Here is a 19,501-nt window from a genome sequence, read left to right as displayed (position 1 = left end):
AGTAAAGACATTTTTTCAAGGTCTTTTGATCGTTTATCAATCAGTCTTTTTGCGGTTTTTTCGCACGAAATAAATAATCAGCCCGACCACAAAAATAATCAGCGCAGCGATACATGCAAAGTAAATCCAAGAATCATCGATGCCTTGCTTTTCATCTTTTTGGAGATCATTTGTTGTGCTGCTGACCGTTTGATGATTAGAGAACATGTCTTTGTTTTTGCTCCCGATTGCGACTGTTGCCGTTTCCGTATTTGTTTGCAGGAAATGAAGCACTTCATGTGAAAGATCAGCGTCAGCTGCATTCATTCCTGAAAAGACGGTCATTGTCTGTTCTTTATTCCATACAGATGGCTGCGTCCATACGATACGAGCAGTCGTTTCGTTGATCATGCCAAAGGAGGATACATCATACTGATCCTTTTTCACTGGAACGATGAGATCGTCTGCCTTTTCTTTTAAAAGAGAGAACGTTTGAATGCCCCCGATGAAAATGAGAGAGTGATCTTTCAATTGATCATTTGTCACATTTGAAGCTTTGATCAAATGATATTGGGCAGCTTCCGGCTGACTAAATGATTCTGTCAGCATCGCCATTTGATTGATCGTTTCTTGCTTGATTTGATCTGGAATGACGATCAATGTTTTTCCTTGCTGCGTTTTTGATGTGAAAGGAAGCGGCCATGCGGCTAAATCCGGTGTATCACTAGTCGTACCTTCTGGTATTTGAAGAGAGCTGTTCTTATCAATGTAAATCCAGCCTTCTTCATCCGTATGTCTGCAGGATTCCATGTTTTTAAAGCCTGTAGTAACAAATTGCAAATCAATATATTCGTTCTTTTGGAGTACTTGTGAATCTACTGGAATTGACACATGATAGAATCCATTCTCATCTTTGTTTCCTAGTTTTGTTAATGGTACATCGTGCGGTTCGTTATTGATCATGACTGTTAAGCGTTCCGCTTTGTTCGCTATATCAGATTTTTTAAATGATAGATTTAGCTTTGCACCTGATTTTTGATTAGCGATCAATGCCTTCGGATAATAGTAATGTTCAGACGACGTTTTCTTGGTTCCAACTGTGACATCCTCTCCACCGAAATCTTTTAAACGAATTTGATGAGATGGTTTTGATGCTTTAGCCGTAACCTTTTGAAGCAGTAAATCGCTACCAGTGAGCTGACCAGTCAGTTCTGGTTGAGTTAGGACATTGATTTTTTCAGCAATTGTTTTTGGCTGCTTAGCAGTGACAAATAAAATAGGCTGTTCTTTTTCCTTTCCTGACAAGGTTCTCACCGCTAATGTGAGCTGATTGCTTGCTGTTTTCATTTTCGCAGCTTGCTCGATCGATTTCACTCGTCCCTCCCAGTTTCCTTTTGCTCCAACAGCAATCGTTGGATGCGCGATTTTCTTGAGGTCCTTTTCTTGGACGATTTTGAGGTCTGCTTGGCGGTCTTTGTTTTTCAACGTACGGTATACTTTCATAGCCGCTTCTAATTCAGCTGCTTCCGGTGAATTTGGAATCACAATATCTGTTTGTTCTTTCTGATCACCTGTTTGAATGAAAGGTGAAGGGAAGCTGTCTAACGTCACGTCTTTCGTTTGAGTTCCTTTGAAAGCCAGCTCACTTTCAGCATATACTTTCAGCCAGTTGGCAGGTGTCTCTTGGTTGATACACACACCTTCTTTTAACACGCCATAAAATGCGAGCTGAATTTGATGAGAACCTTTTTTCAATTGCGATTTGCTCAATTTGATTTGAATTGATTTCTTTTGGTTTTTCCCTGATACGGGAATGGTCTTTTCAATCTCTCCATCGATCATGACAGTGAACGAAGATGGCGAAATGAGTAATGGTGAAGCCTCTATATTCAATGTAAGGATGCTAGACTCTACTTTTTCTTTCTCTATTTGATAGGAAAATTCAGTGCGGTCTTCTTGTCCATACAAGGTCACTACATCTTCTGATAAATGCAGCGTTTCTGTCTGGCTTCCTTTAGATGAGCGAATCCAGTCATCTTTCACTTGTACTCGATTTGATTGCGCCATTGCTTGACCCGCCATGAAAAAAGGCTGAATGGCAAGGGATATCATCAATATAAAAATCATCCATTTTACCGATTTCAATTTGTCACCCGCTTTTCTTTTGTTGTTGATCGTAACGCTCGGTTTTGTACCATTTCACTTCTTGTTTGAATAATCGGCTCTTTGCCTCTACACATAAGGAGTACACGACTAGCGCAATCCATACTTGAGAATAAGTGAAGTACATGAGTGCCACAATGAGTATATTTTGTTTGGTGAGCTCTGTTTTCTCAATGCTTAATGTAATCATCACTTCTGTTAGAAAGAGGAAGAAGGCCAATCCCCACAGGATCAGTGCAACAGCTCCTACAGATAAGTGAAGGTCAACAAATAGGTTCACGATAAAGATGCCATTTGAGAGCAGGACACCGAAGAAAAATAAGAAATACGTAAAGAAGAAATAAAACAAATCGAAAATCATTCGTTTTCGTTTCAGCTTCATAAACTGCTTTAAAAATTTGAGTACAACATATTGATTGCCTCGTGCCCAGCGCGTTCTTTGCCGCCACCAGACCTTCCATGTCTCAGGCTCTTGTTCCCATGTAATCGCAGCCGGGAAAAATCGAATGACATAGCCAAGGTTATAGACTCGAATCGTTAATTCAGTGTCCTCAGCCAACGCATGAACATCCCAGCCGCCAAGCTCTTCTAAAATGTGCCGGCGGATGGCGAAGTTGGTGCCTGGTATTGTCGCAATACCAAACCACTTCCATCTTCCGCCCTGCGCCATCCATTGGAAGCAGATGGTCTCAATATTAATAAATTTGGTCAGGAGATTTTTGGCTGCATTGATAACCCTGAATTTCCCGACAACAGCGCCTGCCTTCGGGTCATTCAATAAACCAAGAACCAAATGATAGACGGCCTTTTGTTCAGGCATGTTATCTGCATCGTATACGCAGATGACTTCTCCTGTTGAAGCCTTTAAGCCTTCATTCAGTGCAGTGGATTTTCCCTTTCCTGCAAATGGCGGCTTCGTTTCAATCATATGGACATGATCATATTGCTCACTGAATGACTGCACGATGTCCCCCGTGCCATCAGAGGAATTGTCATTAATCACAATGATTTCAAGAAGATGTTTAGGATAGGATAGCTGGACCATTGCTTTTAGCGTTTGCCGGATGACAACTTCTTCATTATGAGCAGGAATTAGAATGCTGACGGTCGGCAGCTCTTTCCCTTGTTTCGTCCATTCAGGCAGCACTTTTTCGTAGGTCAGGTAGTGCTGAAAGCCGCCCTGCATGAGAAACATGTGGTATAGGAGCATGATCCAAATCAATATTAATGAAAGATAAAATAAGACATCAGCCACCTAATTTTCTCTCCTTAAAAATTCGTTTTTTCATTGTCAGCCTTAAATACAATGTGTAAAAAGCAAATGCCGCAATAAACAGCATCACCACGACTGTTAGAATTCGCAGCATATTTTCCATGCCGCTTCGTTTAACTGTTTTGGTTTCTGCTCTATTGGATTGTTCTACTTGAATATGTCCATTCCCTGATGTTTTGATTTGTACATGTGGTGTTTGGACTGTTTGTTTTGTTTTCTTTAAATCCAGCCATTCACTAGAAGGAATTGCATCCATCAGCGTCATTAGTTTCTGCAATCCAGTTATTCCGGATTCCACATCATAGGACAGCCCGATTGCGGCTGATTGAAGATGCTGGATGGATTGAATCTTTTGTTCTATTAAAATATTTGAACCTTCTTGGTCAGACGCTGGCTCTACTGATTGCTGAGGATATAAGGTCATACCATGAAGCATGGCGGGTTTCGTCACGAGTGGTGGAGCACCGGCTGTTTTCCACGTATGGTCCGACAGCTGTACCTGTCCAAACAGACTGGACACATGCCTTGATATCACTTCATAGCCCTGTTGAGATATGGCATCATGCGGCACCTCGAATGCCAGTGGATAGAGACCTTGCTGCGCAAGAAACTCAATACCTTTTGTCAGTTTTTCTTCTGTATAGATGGTTTCTTGCTGCTGATTCGATCTCGTATAAGCATGGAAGTCTTTTTCATTCGAAAAATGGCTTTCACTTTGCTTCTTCTCGGCTTTTTTTGGGTCATTTGACGTAATGGACTGATCATTCTTTGCATCCCAGAACTCAAAGTCCTGACCAGAATCCTCTGTTCGATACGTACGGCTAAATCCATGAAGAATAATGCTGGCTCCATTACTTTGCAATTGTTTTAACACTTTTACGAGCTTCGGGCGGTCACTCAGTGTCACTTCATCACCTGTTGTTCGATCCACCCAAACAGGGGTTACCGCTATCAGAAACGGAACATGCCGAGTCGTTACGTATTGCCCAAGCTCAAGCAGTTTTTTCTCGTCAGTGACAGGACTGATGTTCCCAAGCTTTAAGTACTTTGTGGTCAGCTGATCAGAAGAAGGCAGGTGTTTTTCTAACACCTCTGCAAGAAGCTCGCTGTGCTGCACAACATCTAAGATTCCGATATAGGCCGCACCTTCTTTCGTTTGAATCACAAATGGAAGATCAGCTTCATGCTTCTTCAAGAGAAATTCACTTTGCAAGTCTGCCCCTTGAACCGTTAACGCAATGATCCTTTTCTCTAGCTGACGGTAAGTGGGATCATCTGTATATTTGATTTGACTCGTGTGTTCTTGTTTATGAAAAGTAAGCTTGGAAAATGGGCGCAGCTGGTCCGCATTGTATCCAATGGCTATGATCTTCTGTGCTTCGTTCATTACACGAATGGCCTGTTTCGGTAAGGTTCTCTTTATTTCCCCTAGATAGATAACTTGCTGAAATTTGCTGATCTTCTTTTCAGCCAAATGTTCATCAGATACAATCGTCGTCTGTTTGGAAAAATGTCCGGCGAGTAGATCCAGCATATGCACTGCTGGAGTCGCTTCTCCCGATTCTGTTGAATAAACGATCAGGGTATCTGGCTTGGCAAGCGCGTCGGCTGAAGCCATGTATTGAAACGAAAGAATGAAAAAAAGAGCGATCATCAAACAGCATTTCATTATAGAATTAAAGTTCATTCATCATCATCTCTTTTTCTAGTTCTTCTAAAAATTGCTCTGGCGTACGATAATCCGAACTGCTTGTTAAATGACAGACATGAAAAGTCAAGGTGACTTCACGGCCGTTTAACAGCACATGCTTTTGCAATTTATCTTTTAGCTTCTCAAGGACGACAGAGACATTCTCTTCTGGTGTGTGAGTAAGCAGCAATCCTATTCGTTCTTCGGATAATCGAAATTTCTTATCAGTTTCTCTGACACTTTCGCGAATCTTGATACTTGTTTGCTGAAATAGGTGCTGCATTTCTTTTTCTCCATATAATGATTTGAATTCCGCTGCATAATGGATATGAAGAAGGATAAAAACGAATGGCTGTTTGTAGCGTTCTGCCCGTTTCATTTCCTCGGATAATTCCAGCTTCATCCGATCTGCATTGTCAAATCCAGTTGTCGAGTCAATCGCCACAAATTGTTTCATCGCCTGCTTTTGTTGTTCTATGGTGTGACGCATCGTCTTGATTCGCTCATGCAAGCTTCCTGCTGAAATCGCGAAAAAGAGAAGAGCTGCGCCCCAAACCACCACATCCTGCAATGTTTGATTGGAAAAGAAGGGATTTGTGTGGCCAAGCTCTGTAAAGAACATAGCACTTCCTATAAAGAACAGCATCAGCAAGGTAAAAATTAATGCTGGTAAGATGCCAAATAAAATCCCGCATCCTAACACGACAAAAGTCAGTGTGATCATCAAAAAGCTCTCTGCATCATGTACACCAAGGTAGCCCATAAATAAAATAAGACCTGCAAACGTGAGGAGCAGAGAATAATATAAACGATACGTATTACTGAATAACCGATTCATTAAAAAGCTCCCTTTCTGCAATGAGAGGCAATAAGTTGTCAAATGAGTGTGTGTCTTTTTCGTTCATGTACCCTCCATAATAATCCTCGAGAGGATCTTGAATTTGTAATTCTTTCATGCGGTCATACACCTCTTTTGCGAATTCCGGTTCGTTTCGTTTAAGAGCATACAAGATGACCAGCGCATATACAGAAGGCGATTCATACGTCACTGATGGCTGCAATGTGCTCAGTTTATATCTACCGTACAGCTTTCCTTCTTTTTTAAAAGTCGTTTTAAGCCATTTCATGATCGCGGACGTATTCACCTTTGCACGATCGGCATGTAAAGCCGTATAGAGTTGATCAATCATATTGATTTCTCGATCAAATGAATAGGCTTTTTTCTTTATGTCATAGGATTTAGGAAAGAATCCTTTTTTTCTCGGTGCTTGTTTTAGAATGGTCAATTGGTTACTCGTCATTTGTTTCGTGAATATTTTGAGGGATTCCAATTCTTTGATTGCTTTTGGGTCTAAATATGAGAGTGTGATTGTGTGTGAAGTTCGATTTGTTGATGCATCATAATAATCGGACAAGATGCCCCTATACATATTCTTGTCTTTTAACGCTTGTGCGATTTCTTTTGCTGTGGTTTGATACGCTGCATTCTTCCATAAACGATCTGCCTTTTGAAGTGCCGCCACTACCCGTAAATCATCAACTAAGGCATTGGCCTTACTTTTTTGATCAGATTCGATTTGCCAGCTGAGAAGATGATGGTCTAGTAAAAATTCATCTTGCAGGACACCAAATTGTTGGTCAAAAGAATTTTGGTCTTTTTTTCGAACAAGATAATCCATCCAAAGCCCAAGCGATTCAGATAAGTAGATATGCTGCTCTGCAAATGAAGTGCGAATCATGCCTTGATCTGTCATGAGGTGATGAGTAATAAAATATTCTCCAGGCAATACAGGCTGTGGTGATACTGGATCAGCTGATTCCTTCTGCTGTTCCCAGGTACATCCGCCTAATAAAAAAACAATGAGTAAAACAATAGCCGTGCGATGTATGGCTGTAACCATTCGTGTCCCCTTTCAACTCCCGTTCTCTTAGCATTCCAACGATTTATTATAGATTGTTTCTGTTTAAATTTAAATAAATATTTTATACCAAATTACGAGTCTTTTCGCATAGACATTCCCATTTTCAGAAAAACAGTATGTCGATATGCTTGATTACATTGGAAAACCCATGCGTTTCCGCATGGGTTTTTATAATACTATTGATCTAATTTTAATTTCTTTAATTGCTCAGCCAGTGCGTTATTGATTGGTTCTTCCACTTTCTTTTGTTTCTTCATATATTTAGACACATCATGCTTACTGGCTCTCTTTTGATTGGATTGTGATTTACGTTTTTCGAAAACAGACAGTTTTTCTCTATGACCGCACACACAAGCAAAGATTTTGCCATCGCCTTCTCCGCGCAGCTCGAGCTTTTTATGGCAGTTCGGGCAGCGTGCGTTTGTTTTCTTCGCCACATTTTTACGGTGGCCGCATTCTCGGTCTTGGCACACGAGCATTGTGCCATGTTTTCCGTTCACTTTCAGCATAAGTTTTCCGCAATCCGGACAATGGGTGCCAGTGACATTGTCATGCTTAAAGGTTTGGTTCGTCTGTTTGATTTCAGATACGGCTTGTTTTGCATAGGACTTCATTTCACTCATGAATTGAGAAGCCTTCAGCTGTCCTTTTGCGATTTTAGAAAGCTTTTGTTCCCACTCCGCTGTTAAAGCTGGAGACTTTAAGCCTTCAGGCACTAAGGAGAGCAGCTGCTTCCCTTTCGATGTGATGAAAATATCTTTGCCCTTTTTCTCGATTAAGAAGCTGTTGAACAGTTTTTCAATGATATCGGCTCTTGTGGCTACTGTCCCTAGTCCGCCTGTTTCACCAAGGGTTTTCACTAAGTCCTTTTCCTGATTTTGCATAAATGCCGCAGGGTTCTCCATAGCAGATAGCAAGGTTGCTTCATTAAAACGAGCAGGAGGTTTCGTTTCTCCTTTTGTTTCTTTCAGCTGGCGCACTTCAAGTGATTGCCCTTCGGAGAGTACCGGCAGATGCTGATCTGCTTCGGCTGATTCCTCGTCTTCATAGGATTCATCATACACGGCTTTCCAGCCGGCTGATTGCACGGTTTTTCCTTTTGCTGTGAATGTTTCACTGCCTATTTTGGCGATCACCGTTGTTTCCTCGTATTCAAAAGGATTCATGAGTACAGCAAGGAATCGTTTGGCAATAAGATCATACAATTTACGCTCTTTATCACTTAATGCACCAGGATACAGCTCTTCCTCGGTTGGAATGATCGCATGGTGATCTGACACTTTTGCATCGTTGACGAAGCCTTTGTGCGCTTTCACGCCTGATTGTAAAATGCGGTTCACATGCTGAGCGTACGGTCTGACATTCATTCCTTTTAATCGATCTTTTAATGTAGGAACGATATCCGCTGAAATAAATCGTGAATCTGTACGCGGATATGTCACAAGCTTATGCTGCTCATACAACCGCTGAAGCGTAGACAAGGTTTCTTTCGCTGAGAAGCCGTAGCGTTTATGCGCATCACGCTGCAATTCAGTGAGGTCGTACAGACCTGGAGCAAAAGCTTTTTTCGCTGTTTTTTTCAATGCATCGATCACTGCTGGTTTTCCTTTGCAGCCTGCCAAACGCTCTTTTATGACATTCTCTTGGAATGTGCGGTTTTGCTTTGTTTTGGCATCCTGCCACGTCAAGGTAAGTCCATCTACTTGTGCAGTCATTCCATAAAACGGCTTTGGCTGGAATTGCTGAATGTCTTCTTCTCGTTTGGCGATCATGGCAATCGTTGGTGTTTGTACCCGTCCGCAGGAAAGCTGTGCATTGAATTTGGTCGTCAGCGCTCTTGTTGCGTTGATCCCTACAATCCAGTCTGCCTCTGCACGTGCAACCGCTGAGCGATACAGATTATCATATTCTCTGCCGTCTTTTAGTCGTTTGAAGCCTTCTTGAATGGCTTTGTCCGTAACAGATGAGATCCATAGTCGTTTTAGGGGCTTTTTCACATGCGCTTTTTCAAGAATCCATCTTGCGACAAGCTCCCCTTCACGTCCAGCATCTGTTGCGATGACAATGTCTTTTACATCTTTTCTTGCAAGCTGTGCTTTTACTGCTTGAAATTGTTTGCCTGTCTTTTTCATGACGACAAGCTTTAGCGGCTCTGGAATGATCGGCAAATCCTCTAAACGCCAGGATTGAAATTCTTTTCCGTAGCCTTCTGGATCAGCCAGTGTGACCAAATGGCCAAGGGCCCACGTTACAATGTATTGATCTCCTTCTAAAAAACCATTTCCTTTTTTATGACACTTCAGCACACGTGCTAAGTCACGTCCTACTGAAGGTTTCTCTGCTAATACAACTGTTTTTGACACTAGATTTCACATCTCTTTCTTCTATCCATCCTTTTATTATAGCAGACGTGGAGATGTGGTTCTAATGACGGATTATTTCTTCAAGCGCGTGATGATTTCGTTTGTGATTTCTTGTGTTTGATAAGCCCCGCCGATGTCTGCCGTTAAAAAGCCGTCTGCTGTGACTGACTCGATGATTTCAAGCAGGTGTGTACCCAGTTCTTCCTCACCGAAATGATCAAGCATGAGTTTAGCGGTCCAAATTTGACCGATTGGGTTGGCGATTCCTTTTCCTGCAATGTCTGGGGCTGATCCGTGTACAGGCTCAAACATGGATGGATATTTGCCATTCACATTGATGTTGGCGGCAGGCGCCACGCCAATACTTCCCATAATCGCAGCCCCAAGATCAGTTAAAATATCGCCAAATAAATTGCTGGCAACAATCACATCGAATTTCTCTGGTCTTGTCACAAAGAAGGCTGAGAGCGCATCAATGTGCTGCGAGTCTGCTGTCACCTCTGGATAATCCTTTGCTACGTCTTGAAACACTTCATCCCAAAATGGCATTGTATGAACGATTCCATTCGATTTGGTTGCACTTGTCACATGCTTTCGTCTTTTTTCTGCTAATTGAAAAGCAAAGCGCATGGCTCGCTCTGTCCCTTTTCTGGAGAAAACAGCATTTTGAATGGCAATCTGATCTTCCCCTTGATAGATGCGGCCTCCGATTTCACTATATTCACCTTCACCGTTTTCTCTTACAACAAGAAGATCGAAATCCTTTGGCTGAGCAAGCGGGGAACGAATACCGCTCAGCTGTTTTGCAGGTCTCACGTTAATCACCTGCTCAAATTCACGTCTAATTTTAATCAGCAATCCCCAAAGCGATACATGATCCGGCACTAAATTGGCATCTCCGACTGCCCCTAAGAAAATGCTGTCAAAGGCTTTCAGTTGTTCCAATCCATCCTTTGGCATCATTTCGCCATGCTCTAAATAATATTCACAGCTCCACGGAAAATCCTGAAAGGTGAAAGACAGACCGCCATGCACATCTGATATCGCTTTCAAAACTCGGATGGCTTCAGGTACAACTTCCTTTCCAACCCCGTCTCCTGGTATTGCTGCAATCGAAACATGCTTCATTGATTTTTCCCCCTTCGTCATCGGTCGACCGTCGACCATTTAATTCGAGTTTACTAGAGAGTGTCTGTTCTTACAATGGATAAAAGACGCTTTTTTGATCAAAGCGCCTTTTTATCCTGCATCAGCATACGGGGCTTCTGTTTCTTTTTTCCCGTACTTTTTTTATCTGAAAGCAGCAAACCTCCTAAGGTCAGTGCCGTTCCAAGCGCAGACATGGGGGTCAATCTCTCGTGAAGAACGATTATTGAAATGACCATCGTAATAATGGGCACTCCATAAATATACACACTTGATTTCACCACACCGATCGTCTTCACGGAAAAGCTCCATGTCAGAAAACAAATAGCAGATGCAAAGACGCCTAAAAACAGCAAGTGGAAGGCAAACGATGGATTCGTCAATCGTTCCCAATCTAAACGAATTTTAAAATGCCAGATCAGTGGAATCATCCATAGCAGTCCGTAAAAGAAGACACGCCTTGTTACCTGAATGATATGGTAGCCATATTGGTTGATCATCTTCGATAAAATGGAATAGAATGCCCAAACGATGGTGGCCGTTAAAGCTAACGCATCACCGAGTGGATTCAATTGAAACGTGGTCATTCCATTCATGCTGATCAGCACGATTCCCGTCATTGCGATGAAAAAGCCTATGAAAAACCGGCTGTGCAGCGGCTCATCTTTTAATAAAAAATAAGCCAATAAAAAGGAGAAGAAGGGGACAACGGAGCTGATGACACCTGCATTCGAAGCGAATGTATAAGTAAGTGCGACATTTTCTAAAAAGTAATATAAGACCACACCGCATAAACCTGCCAGCGCAAACATCCCTTCATGCTTTTTACTTCGCACCTTCATGGTGACTGGATAGATGATCATCAGAGCCAAGTACCCTATAAAAAAACGGAAAAATAAAATCTCTGTTGGAGAAAAAGCCGTTAATAATATTTTGGTAGAGATAAAGGTAGATCCCCATAAAAAAATGGTGAACATGGCCGCCAAATGACCAAGCAGCTGTTTATTTTTCATCAGCAGTTACCTGCTTTGCAAAAATTTGCTGATACTGTCCTGGCGTGAGCCCAATAAATTCTGAAAAGAAATGACTCAAATGACTTTGATCAGAAAATCCAGCAGAGGCAGCCGCATCTACAGGCTTTACTCCTTGGGCAAGAAGCTCCTTCGCATAGTTCACCCTGACTGTCTGTAAATAACGATACGGCGTGATGCCTCTGAACTTTGTAAAAGCACGCAGCAATGAATATTTGTTCATGGACACAAGCTCACCTAAGTCATCTAACGAGATATTTTCCGTGAGATGTGTTTCGATATATTGCTGTACGTCTTGGACTTTTTGTTCGTTGGCACGTGCGGGTGATGCTTTTTCCTCTGATGTATCAGCATAGGCTTCAATCAATTGTTTCATAAAGAAATAGAAGGTTTCCTGTTTATTCAAAGCAGGAGCTTCTTCTGTGATCATTTGATGTAGATCATATAATGGCTTTGTTAGTTCACTTTGTGAAAACACAGGGGCTTTAAAATGCGGTTTGTGCTGAAAGACCTTCTCTAGCACCTCTGCTTCAATATTTAAGCAGCGATAATCGAGTGTCCTGTGATCAATTTGTTCACATGCGTGATTATCATACGGATTGAAAAGAAGGATATCACCCTTTTCAATGATGTATTCTTGATTTTGACAGATCAAACGTCTTTGACCATCTTCAATAAATCCAATCACATAATATGTATGAAAATGATTCGGGAATTTTTGCATAATGCCATGAAAGCGATACGCTTCTATTTGCAAGTTTTGATCAAAATGTACAGTTCGTTCCTCTTGTGTGTTCATGTCGATCCCTCTTTTCACTGAACTGATCATAAGTGTAGCACACCCTTTTTCTCTTGGATTGTACGATATTGACTTTTCGATGCAGGCTTGCCTAGAGGGAAGAACTTGGATAACATGAGACAAAAGATGATGTATAAAAGAGGGAACGATGGAATGAATTCATTCGAGTTGGAAAAACCAGCACCGTATCACATACAATTTTATGAACAGCTGAAGCAAATGATTTTTGATGGCCAGTTTCAACCAGGGGAGCGCATCAATGAAACACAGCTTGCCAAGCAATTTGGCGTAAGCCGATCACCGGTAAGAGAGGCCATGAGGCTGTTAGAGAAAGACGAGCTTTTAATCGCGGATCATCGCTCAGGCTATTCCGTCTATACGTTAACAGAAAAAGATGTTGAGGAGCTTTATCAAATTCGGGCGGCCTTAGAAACACTTGCTGTTGAGCTTGCCTGTAAGGAAGCCTCGCAAAGAGAAATGGCTGAAATTGAGCAGGTTCTCACGCAGGCAGGCGAAGCGATCAAGCAGCAGCTGCCATCTAAAGAGATCGTCCAGTTACATGAAGCCTTTCACCAAAAAATCATTTTAGCGAGTCACAATGACCGTTTATCCAAACAATTGAATCACGTGAATGCACTCATTCACTATTGCCGCATCTTCCATTTTAGCGGCGGGGCCCGTGCTGAAACCATTCAAAGGGAGCATACAGCCATCTATTCTGAAATAAAAGAGCGCCGCTCCAGAGAAGCGGTTCAAGCAATGAGGGAGCATTTATTACATGATGTCATGCACTTAAAGCAAGTACTCTCTAAAACAAACAAAGAGTAAAGGACTTTTCCCATTTTTTAAGCATTCCATGAACATATTTTGAATTTTTCGTAGATTTCAGCATGTCCAGACGATCTTTCGTTTATATTAGAAGATGAGAAACTAGCTTTTATACAGGAGGATTTGTATATGCATACAAGTATTAGCCGTCTTCGACAGGCGGGTTTTATTGAGGGTATGTCTCTTTTAACCCTTCTTTTAATTGCCATGCCTCTAAAATATTTTGCGGATATTCCGATGGCAGTCACTATTGTAGGCTCTCTTCACGGCGCATTGTTTGTCATCTATATGCTCATTTTGGCATATGTGACTTTTAAAGTTCGCTGGCATTTGAAATGGTCCATCGCTGGTTTTTTTGCGGCTTTCATTCCTTTCGGTAACTTCGCCTACGATAAGGTGCTCCGCCAATATGATACAAAAGCTTAATCAAAAAGGGCTGAAACGACATTCGTTTTAGCCCCTAGTTCTTCACGCTGAAGCGTCCTGATAAAGGAACGCTTTTTTATATTGATGCATATTTCACAATGGCTGCTCGACGCGTCATGTCGTGATACGCCACCCATAATTCATCACCAGGCAAGACGCTAGTGATTGGATCAATTGGCTGTTTCACTTCATACACCATGCCATTTCTCTCAACCTGAATGATCGCTAACGGCAGATTGCCGATGACGCCCGCAAATTCAACATTGGTCACTTTTGCACTTCCTTGTTTCTCTTGCATGAGACCCATTTCTCTATCCAGCTCTTCTTTCTTTGTCTGGATCGTGATTTGAGTGCCCGCTGCGACCTGCATATGATCAGGGATAAACTGGCTGACCGTTTTTGTGATGGACTCATCTCCGTTTGTAACCGTCACATCGAGCTGAATAGGCTTTTGTTCATGGATGGCAATTGGATATTGCTTCACACGCTGGATCGTTCCTGTTAACGTCACATCTTTCCCCGATCGATTCCGAATTTCATAGCCATAGGCAGCTATTTTGAGCTGGCCGTTGATGTCGACGAGATCGGCTTTTTCTCCTGTTGTAAATTCAAAACCAGCGGCTTGAATCATTGGAATGATATACGTTTTCTGATCCAATTCAAATGTGAGTGATAAGACAGTGCCTCGTCCTACGGTTCCATATGATTCTATATTTCTTAAAACAGCGCCTTTGATGAACTTTGGCTCACTTGGCTGCGAGAAGTCACCTTCTTTTAAGAGCATCGCCTTTTTCTTCTGCGGATTATAGAGAATGGCGATACGCTGGCCTGGCTGTGGTATCTGGGTGTAGGATACTACTGTTTTAACCGTCTTTTCTATACGCTGCCCTTCATATTCAAATTGAAGCCGCATGCTGACAACTGGCTGTTCGTTGATGTAGGTGCCCGTTTCTTTAACAGACACAATATTGGCTTCTAATGTGACACTGTCCTTAATCTTGTTCTTTCTCACCAATCTCAAAATCGGCGGCAGGAAGATGGCTAGTACAAATAACAGCAATGGAATAAACAGCCATATTGCCCAGTTGAGAATGAGCGGTCCGCCTTTCATGACATATTGCATAAAGGTGTCAAATGATGTTTGGTGAGCAGGGCTTGCGTTTTCGATTGAGATGACCTTCTGCAAAGGAAATTCCTTTAGCTGTTTGCTTTTCGTCTCAAATGCACCCGTTAATTGATTTTCGAATGAATAATAGATCCAATCACTTTTCACATTTTTATGGAAAAATAGTCCTTCTCGGTTTAAATTTTCATATGAAAACGACTGAAAAAGCTTGCTGACAGACGTCACCTTATTCGTGCGATGGTTATAAATATAACCAGTCAGTTTGCCTTTTGCTTCGTCCTTTGCTGTAGAGCCTACAAGAAGAACTTCTTCTTCATTAAGCTGGTAGATAAAGGTTTGATAAATCGGTTTTGGTGTTGGGACGACTTCACCAAGCCCTCCATCTGCATTCACTTTCCTTGGTCTTTTTGGATAGTTAGATTCGACAGCGACGGCAAAGTTTTGGGATGTTCCGATTGTTTTTGCTAGCTGCTTCTCCACTTTATCTTTAATGAGGCTAAACGGTTCAGCGTTTTTGGAGACATAAACCCCAAGCTGATGCTTCTCGTTTGAGATTCCGCTGACATACGCCTTCTGATCATTTTTCAAAGTTACTTCAAATATAGGAATTGGCGTCTGCCCTCTAAAAGAATTCATGACGACATCGATGGAAACGGGTCTTGCTGGCAGCTTTAGGTCGTTCAGATTGTGCACATGAAACTGACCATTCTTCAGCTCACCGATGACCGCAGCAGCGCCTTCCATTTCTCCTGTAAATACGAGCCGTCCATTCCATTGGTATGTATTCGTTTTTAAAAATGAGGGAATCTGCAGGTTATTTTGAACGAGCTCTTTCTTTTTTCCGCTTGGTGTTAGTTTCTCGATCAACAGCTTTCCGTCTTTATTTTTTAAAGCCAGTAAGAGATTGTTTCCTTGAATGGATGGCAGCATTTCATGAAACGTATCACTTTCTGTGGTCCATTCACTGATTCTTTTTCCTGATTGAGGATCATACATTGCAAAATGGAGCTGCTGGTCTTTTGATACAGCACTCACCACTCGTTTTCCTTCATCAAATGTAAACATTCCTTTGACGTCATACTCTGTTACTTTCCCATCTGACAAATCATCTTGGTAATGGTTCCACACCAAGACACTGAGAATGATCGCTGGAATAAAGAAGACAATATATCTGAGGAAGATGACTGGTACTCTTTTCACTTGATCGCTTCCTTTCATGAGGTTCCTTTCACTTATACGTCAGTACAGCGAAAATGTTTCATGCTAGAAGAATACCATCAAAGCCTCTAAAATCCATATTTTACAAACTTTGTTGTTTACGATAAAATCCAATCAGATTCAAAAAAGGAGTTATCTCATTGGATAAGCTATCATCAATCATTCTAGCAGCTTGGCTGCGTGTCCCTCGCTGGTTCAAGCAATGGGTACTCGTATCCATTTCCATTTTCTTTTTTTATATGTGTTTTGTAAAGGGGCTGACTAGCTGGCACACCTTGCCGCCTGTCACTTTGCTCTCATGTGTGATTGGTTCCTTCATCATTTGGCTGATGTGGCTTAAGGGTCAAAAAAAGAAGTGAAAAGAGGACAATGATGAAAAAATTGATTCTATGTTTTGCGATCTCTTTTGTGCTGCAATTCGTTTGGTTTGGTCTTGTGCACCCAAATAGAGGCGTGACACTGCTGGACATGTTCATGTTTTCTATTTTGTTTGCGGTCATGTTCTTTTTTATTGAGCGGATTTGGCAGTATCAGAAGAAAGGACGAAGTAAATGATCATGAAGCTCGCTTTATTCACTCTGATTATTTGTGCATTTATCGGTCTGCTGTTAATGTCAAACCCTTTTGGGGCGGACGCTATGCGATTGGTTTGTATCTTCATCTTCCCTTTTCTTTGGCTTATTGGTTTCGGGTTCCTATTGTTTGACCCAATGAAAAAGGCTGCCAAATAGATGGCAGCCTGTTCCTTACTCTTTTCATGCAAATAAATAATCAATGTTTAATCTCCGTTACGGAGTGTATGAATTAAGATTCGATCATATCAGTGTGTCATATGTGTTCCGAGTGAACCTACGTTTGAAAGTAAACGCCATGGAAGTTCTGGATAACAAGACAACGAAAGCCCTACCTCTCATTCGTCCTTACGGCTCCGAAGCCGCGCCAGTGTGAATTGTAAATCAAAACGTCTTTTTTCCATTCTTCCGCTTTTATAGGGGGCGGGTGCAGAAGGAAAAGAATAAGTTTGTTCGCTTTGACAGCGTCTCGTTCTTATCAAGTAGAAGCTCTATTGCTTCTCATTATGTCATAGAAAAAAGAAAGTTTACTTTCTTTATTTATTTGCTTATTTCAACACTAATATAAAACTATAACACATTCCCCCTGCTTACGCAAGTGTTAAAGTGATAATTCTGCTGGTGTACGGCTTCCTTCATTCATATAACGAATGGAGGTTGGCTCAATCTTCAGAATCACTAGATTCGGATCCTCTTTTCCTTTAAACCATTTCTTCATCTCATCAGACCAAAGACGGTCGATCAGTTCCCGATCATCGGTTAATGTGGCGGTGCCTGCAATCTCTGCATAAGTATCACCGAATCCTTCGCCTGAATATCCAATAAGAATATGAACATTCGGTTTTTTTTCAATTTCTTCTGCTTTATGTGTTTCTTTACTCGTTGGTGTATATAACGTCAGCCCTTCATGGAAAAAAGTCATATAGCGGGTATGCGGCTTATCCTGCTCAACAGTCGCTAGTGTCCCGACCTTTTGTTCATCTAATAGGTTTAATACCTTTTGTTTTAATTCTTCTTGAGACATATCGTTTCACTCCTTCAAAATTTCATCCGTATTCGTAGGTTTCCACGACAGCCCATTCATTAAACAAAGAAATGTGTTTTTCATAAAAAGCGACCTTCTGGCTGATGCTATAGAAAACAGGTTCAATGAAGGGAGAAATTGAACATGCATCATGAAACGATGTTCCATTTAAGTTCACTTGTCATTGCGGCAGTTGTTGTAGGCATTATCGTATGGTCTGTCATATCTGTGCAGAAAAATCGCAAGAAATACTAAAAACACCGCCCAATCAAAGCTGGGCGGTGCCGCGGTAGATCATGTATTCATAAAGGAACCGCCATTTACATGAAGTGTTTGTCCTGTCATATAAGACGATTCATCAGAAGCCAGCAGGACAAAGCAGCCGACATGCTCAACAGGCTGTCCTGGTCTTCCCATTGGGGTTTCTGCGCCGAAGCTTTCCACACTGTCTTCATCAAATGTAGATGGAATGAGCGGCGTCCAAATTGGACCTGGCGCTACACCGTTCACCCGAATCCCATCTTTCACAAGCGATTGTGCCATAGAACGCGTAAAGCCGTTGATGGCTCCTTTTGTCGCCGTATAATCAATCAGCACTGGGTTACCCCGATATGGGTTAATTGATGTTGTATTAATGATGGAGCTTCCCGGTTTTAAATAATCCAGTGCCTTTTTCGTAAAATAGAAATAGGAATAGAAGTTGGTTCTAAAGGTTTGGTGAAGCTGTTCACTCGAAATATCTTGAATACGTTCTTGCGGATGCTGTTCAGCCGCATTATTTACTAAAATGTCTAATTGACCAAAGGCTTCAACTGTTTTTTCTACTGCTTTCTCACAAAAGGCTTCGTCACCGACATCTCCTGCAATCGTTAAGCATTTAACGCCTTCTTGTTCTACACGTTTTTGCGTATCCTCTGCATCCTCATGTTCATTTAAATACACAATGGCAACATGTGCACCTTCCTTTGCATAGGCAACAGATACTGCCCGTCCAATTCCACTATCTCCACCTGTAATCAGTGCCACTTTTCCTTTTAGCTTGCCAGAACCTTGATATGATTCATCCTCAAAGATCGGCGCTGGATTCATTTCTCTTTCACTGCCTGGCTGCTGATCCTGCGTTTGGCGCGGAATGCCATTTGTTAAATATTCACGTAAATCCATGTGTAAGCTCCTCCTTGATTTGTTGATGTATCCTTTCATTACCACCTCATTTTTTCACTCAAACATCATGAAGCTATTCAGATGTGTTCCCGAAAATCAGCATGTTTGAAGAGGGGAAAAATCGGTTACATGATCATCAAAAAGGAGCGTTCTCACATGCTGTCTATTTCGAAAACCTTTAGCAGACCAAAAGGCTGGCTCGGAAGCATTGCTGGACTCATTATGGCAAATGAAAATAAAGCATTGAATCAGTGGGCCATCCGCCACTTAGATTTGACAGATGGTGAAAACATTTTAGAAATTGGCTATGGACCCGGCTACAGTATTAAACATATGCTCAAGCATTATCAAGATCTTCACATTGATGGGCTTGATGCTTCTTCCACCATGCAGGAGCAAGCACAGTCACGCGTCAGCAAACGGGCAAAAGACAAACAGGTTCGGCTGTATGTCGGAAAAATCGAGAAAACACGTCTTCCCGGAGAGCAGTATGATAAAGTGCTGTCTGTTAACAATTTTACGATTTGGGATGATCCAAAAACGGGCTTACTCAATCTTTATCACACCTTGAAACCAGGCGGAACACTCGTTATTGTGATGCAGCCAAGAGAAAAAGGAGCTGATGCAAATCGGACAAAAGAGATGGGTGAAAACATATTAAACGACTTGCAGTTTGCCGGGTTTGACCAATTTTCTATTGAGTATGAAGAAATTCGTCCTACCCTTGCCGTCTGTGTCACAGCAAAAAAGCCGAGAAGCGACTAAGCTCTCGGCCTT

Annotated in this window: 17 protein-coding genes; 5 read left to right on the top strand and 12 right to left on the bottom strand. The window is 41.8% G+C overall.

What is annotated here, in order from left to right:
- Window positions 1–36 precede the first annotated feature (36 nt).
- From ASE42_RS01130 to ASE42_RS01090, 9 genes are all read right to left on the bottom strand, one after another.
- Window positions 37–2,124, bottom strand: coding sequence for a cellulose biosynthesis cyclic di-GMP-binding regulatory protein BcsB (locus tag ASE42_RS01130; protein ID WP_056765226.1), 2,088 nt, complete (start codon window positions 2,122–2,124; stop codon window positions 37–39).
- A gap of 4 nt (window positions 2,125–2,128) precedes the next feature.
- A complete protein-coding gene (locus ASE42_RS01125; protein ID WP_175579069.1) occupies window positions 2,129–3,352 on the bottom strand; it encodes a glycosyltransferase family 2 protein in 1,224 nt (407 codons plus the stop codon).
- 37 nt (window positions 3,353–3,389) lie between these two features.
- Window positions 3,390–5,102, bottom strand: a complete 1,713-nt coding sequence (locus tag ASE42_RS01120; protein ID WP_056765222.1) for a DUF2334 domain-containing protein — start codon at window positions 5,100–5,102, stop codon at window positions 3,390–3,392.
- Complete coding sequence (locus ASE42_RS01115; RefSeq protein WP_056765218.1) at window positions 5,092–5,943, bottom strand: GGDEF domain-containing protein; 852 nt, start codon at window positions 5,941–5,943, stop codon at window positions 5,092–5,094. The genes ASE42_RS01120 and ASE42_RS01115 overlap by 11 nt, the downstream gene beginning before the upstream one ends.
- Window positions 5,924–7,006, bottom strand: coding sequence for a glycosyl hydrolase family 8 (locus ASE42_RS01110; protein WP_056765214.1), 1,083 nt, complete (start codon window positions 7,004–7,006; stop codon window positions 5,924–5,926). The genes ASE42_RS01115 and ASE42_RS01110 overlap by 20 nt, the downstream gene beginning before the upstream one ends.
- Before the next feature lie 197 nt (window positions 7,007–7,203).
- Window positions 7,204–9,390, bottom strand: coding sequence for a DNA topoisomerase III (locus ASE42_RS01105; RefSeq protein ID WP_056765211.1), 2,187 nt, complete (start codon window positions 9,388–9,390; stop codon window positions 7,204–7,206).
- A gap of 72 nt (window positions 9,391–9,462) precedes the next feature.
- Window positions 9,463–10,518 (bottom strand): tartrate dehydrogenase, encoded by a 1,056-nt coding sequence (locus ASE42_RS01100; protein ID WP_056765209.1) that lies wholly within the window; start codon window positions 10,516–10,518, stop codon window positions 9,463–9,465.
- 98 nt (window positions 10,519–10,616) lie between these two features.
- Complete coding sequence (locus tag ASE42_RS01095) at window positions 10,617–11,549, bottom strand: DMT family transporter (protein ID WP_056765206.1); 933 nt, start codon at window positions 11,547–11,549, stop codon at window positions 10,617–10,619.
- Complete coding sequence (locus tag ASE42_RS01090) at window positions 11,539–12,366, bottom strand: AraC family ligand binding domain-containing protein (protein WP_056765201.1); 828 nt, start codon at window positions 12,364–12,366, stop codon at window positions 11,539–11,541. The genes ASE42_RS01095 and ASE42_RS01090 overlap by 11 nt, the downstream gene beginning before the upstream one ends.
- Window positions 12,367–12,519: 153 nt before the next feature.
- Here ASE42_RS01090 and ASE42_RS01085 point away from each other — a divergent pair, with 153 nt between their 5' ends.
- Window positions 12,520–13,194 (top strand): GntR family transcriptional regulator, encoded by a 675-nt coding sequence (locus ASE42_RS01085; protein ID WP_056766804.1) that lies wholly within the window; start codon window positions 12,520–12,522, stop codon window positions 13,192–13,194.
- Window positions 13,195–13,323: 129 nt separating this feature from the next.
- Window positions 13,324–13,620 (top strand): DUF3817 domain-containing protein, encoded by a 297-nt coding sequence (locus tag ASE42_RS01080; RefSeq protein WP_008347156.1) that lies wholly within the window; start codon window positions 13,324–13,326, stop codon window positions 13,618–13,620.
- Window positions 13,621–13,696: 76 nt separating this feature from the next.
- Here the strand turns inward: ASE42_RS01080 and ASE42_RS01075 are convergent, their stop codons facing one another.
- Window positions 13,697–15,946, bottom strand: a complete 2,250-nt coding sequence (locus ASE42_RS01075) for a hypothetical protein (RefSeq protein WP_235566656.1) — start codon at window positions 15,944–15,946, stop codon at window positions 13,697–13,699.
- 158 nt (window positions 15,947–16,104) lie between these two features.
- Here ASE42_RS01075 and ASE42_RS01070 point away from each other — a divergent pair, with 158 nt between their 5' ends.
- Both ASE42_RS01070 and ASE42_RS01065 read left to right on the top strand, forming a co-directional pair.
- The gene (locus ASE42_RS01070; protein WP_056765195.1) at window positions 16,105–16,323 is read left to right on the top strand and encodes a hypothetical protein; all 219 of its coding nucleotides are present in this window, start codon (window positions 16,105–16,107) and stop codon (window positions 16,321–16,323) included.
- 13 nt (window positions 16,324–16,336) lie between these two features.
- On the top strand, window positions 16,337–16,519 hold the full coding sequence (locus ASE42_RS01065) for a hypothetical protein (protein WP_056765191.1): 183 nt from the start codon (window positions 16,337–16,339) through the stop codon (window positions 16,517–16,519).
- Window positions 16,520–17,137: 618 nt separating this feature from the next.
- Here the strand turns inward: ASE42_RS01065 and ASE42_RS01055 are convergent.
- Both ASE42_RS01055 and ASE42_RS01050 read right to left on the bottom strand, forming a co-directional pair.
- A complete protein-coding gene (locus ASE42_RS01055) occupies window positions 17,138–17,560 on the bottom strand; it encodes a pyridoxamine 5'-phosphate oxidase family protein (protein WP_056765186.1) in 423 nt (140 codons plus the stop codon).
- A 294-nt stretch (window positions 17,561–17,854) separates the two neighbouring features.
- Entirely contained in the window at window positions 17,855–18,724 is an 870-nt protein-coding gene (locus ASE42_RS01050; protein WP_024425561.1) for an SDR family oxidoreductase, read from the bottom strand.
- 156 nt (window positions 18,725–18,880) lie between these two features.
- On the opposite strand from ASE42_RS01050, the gene ASE42_RS01045 reads away from it, so the two are divergent.
- A complete protein-coding gene (locus ASE42_RS01045; RefSeq protein WP_024427340.1) occupies window positions 18,881–19,489 on the top strand; it encodes a class I SAM-dependent methyltransferase in 609 nt (202 codons plus the stop codon).
- Window positions 19,490–19,501 lie beyond the last annotated feature (12 nt).

This window comes from Bacillus sp. Root920 (assembly GCF_001429445.1).
In the GTDB taxonomy this organism is placed as follows: domain Bacteria; phylum Bacillota; class Bacilli; order Bacillales; family Bacillaceae; genus Bacillus; species Bacillus safensis.
The sequence above is the reverse complement of the archived record's forward strand: the minus strand, read 5'-3'. Positions and strand labels throughout refer to the sequence as shown.

What these genes read in the sequence shown, in the direction of transcription:
- ASE42_RS01125 (WP_175579069.1), bottom strand. Translation starts at nt 3,352, where the DNA reads ATGCTCCTATACCACATGTTTCTCATGCAGGGCGGCTTTCAGCACTAC.
- ASE42_RS01055 (WP_056765186.1), bottom strand. Translation starts at nt 17,560, where the DNA reads ATGTCTCAAGAAGAATTAAAACAAAAGGTATTAAACCTATTAGATGAA.
- ASE42_RS01085 (WP_056766804.1), top strand. Translation starts at nt 12,520, where the DNA reads ATGAATTCATTCGAGTTGGAAAAACCAGCACCGTATCACATACAATTT.
- ASE42_RS01080 (WP_008347156.1), top strand. Translation starts at nt 13,324, where the DNA reads ATGCATACAAGTATTAGCCGTCTTCGACAGGCGGGTTTTATTGAGGGT.
- ASE42_RS01050 (WP_024425561.1), bottom strand. Translation starts at nt 18,724, where the DNA reads ATGGATTTACGTGAATATTTAACAAATGGCATTCCGCGCCAAACGCAG.
- ASE42_RS01110 (WP_056765214.1), bottom strand. Translation starts at nt 7,006, where the DNA reads ATGGTTACAGCCATACATCGCACGGCTATTGTTTTACTCATTGTTTTT.
- ASE42_RS01090 (WP_056765201.1), bottom strand. Translation starts at nt 12,366, where the DNA reads ATGAACACACAAGAGGAACGAACTGTACATTTTGATCAAAACTTGCAA.
- ASE42_RS01115 (WP_056765218.1), bottom strand. Translation starts at nt 5,943, where the DNA reads ATGAATCGGTTATTCAGTAATACGTATCGTTTATATTATTCTCTGCTC.
- ASE42_RS01065 (WP_056765191.1), top strand. Translation starts at nt 16,337, where the DNA reads ATGAAAAAATTGATTCTATGTTTTGCGATCTCTTTTGTGCTGCAATTC.
- ASE42_RS01095 (WP_056765206.1), bottom strand. Translation starts at nt 11,549, where the DNA reads ATGAAAAATAAACAGCTGCTTGGTCATTTGGCGGCCATGTTCACCATT.
- ASE42_RS01120 (WP_056765222.1), bottom strand. Translation starts at nt 5,102, where the DNA reads ATGAACTTTAATTCTATAATGAAATGCTGTTTGATGATCGCTCTTTTT.
- ASE42_RS01100 (WP_056765209.1), bottom strand. Translation starts at nt 10,518, where the DNA reads ATGAAGCATGTTTCGATTGCAGCAATACCAGGAGACGGGGTTGGAAAG.
- ASE42_RS01045 (WP_024427340.1), top strand. Translation starts at nt 18,881, where the DNA reads ATGCTGTCTATTTCGAAAACCTTTAGCAGACCAAAAGGCTGGCTCGGA.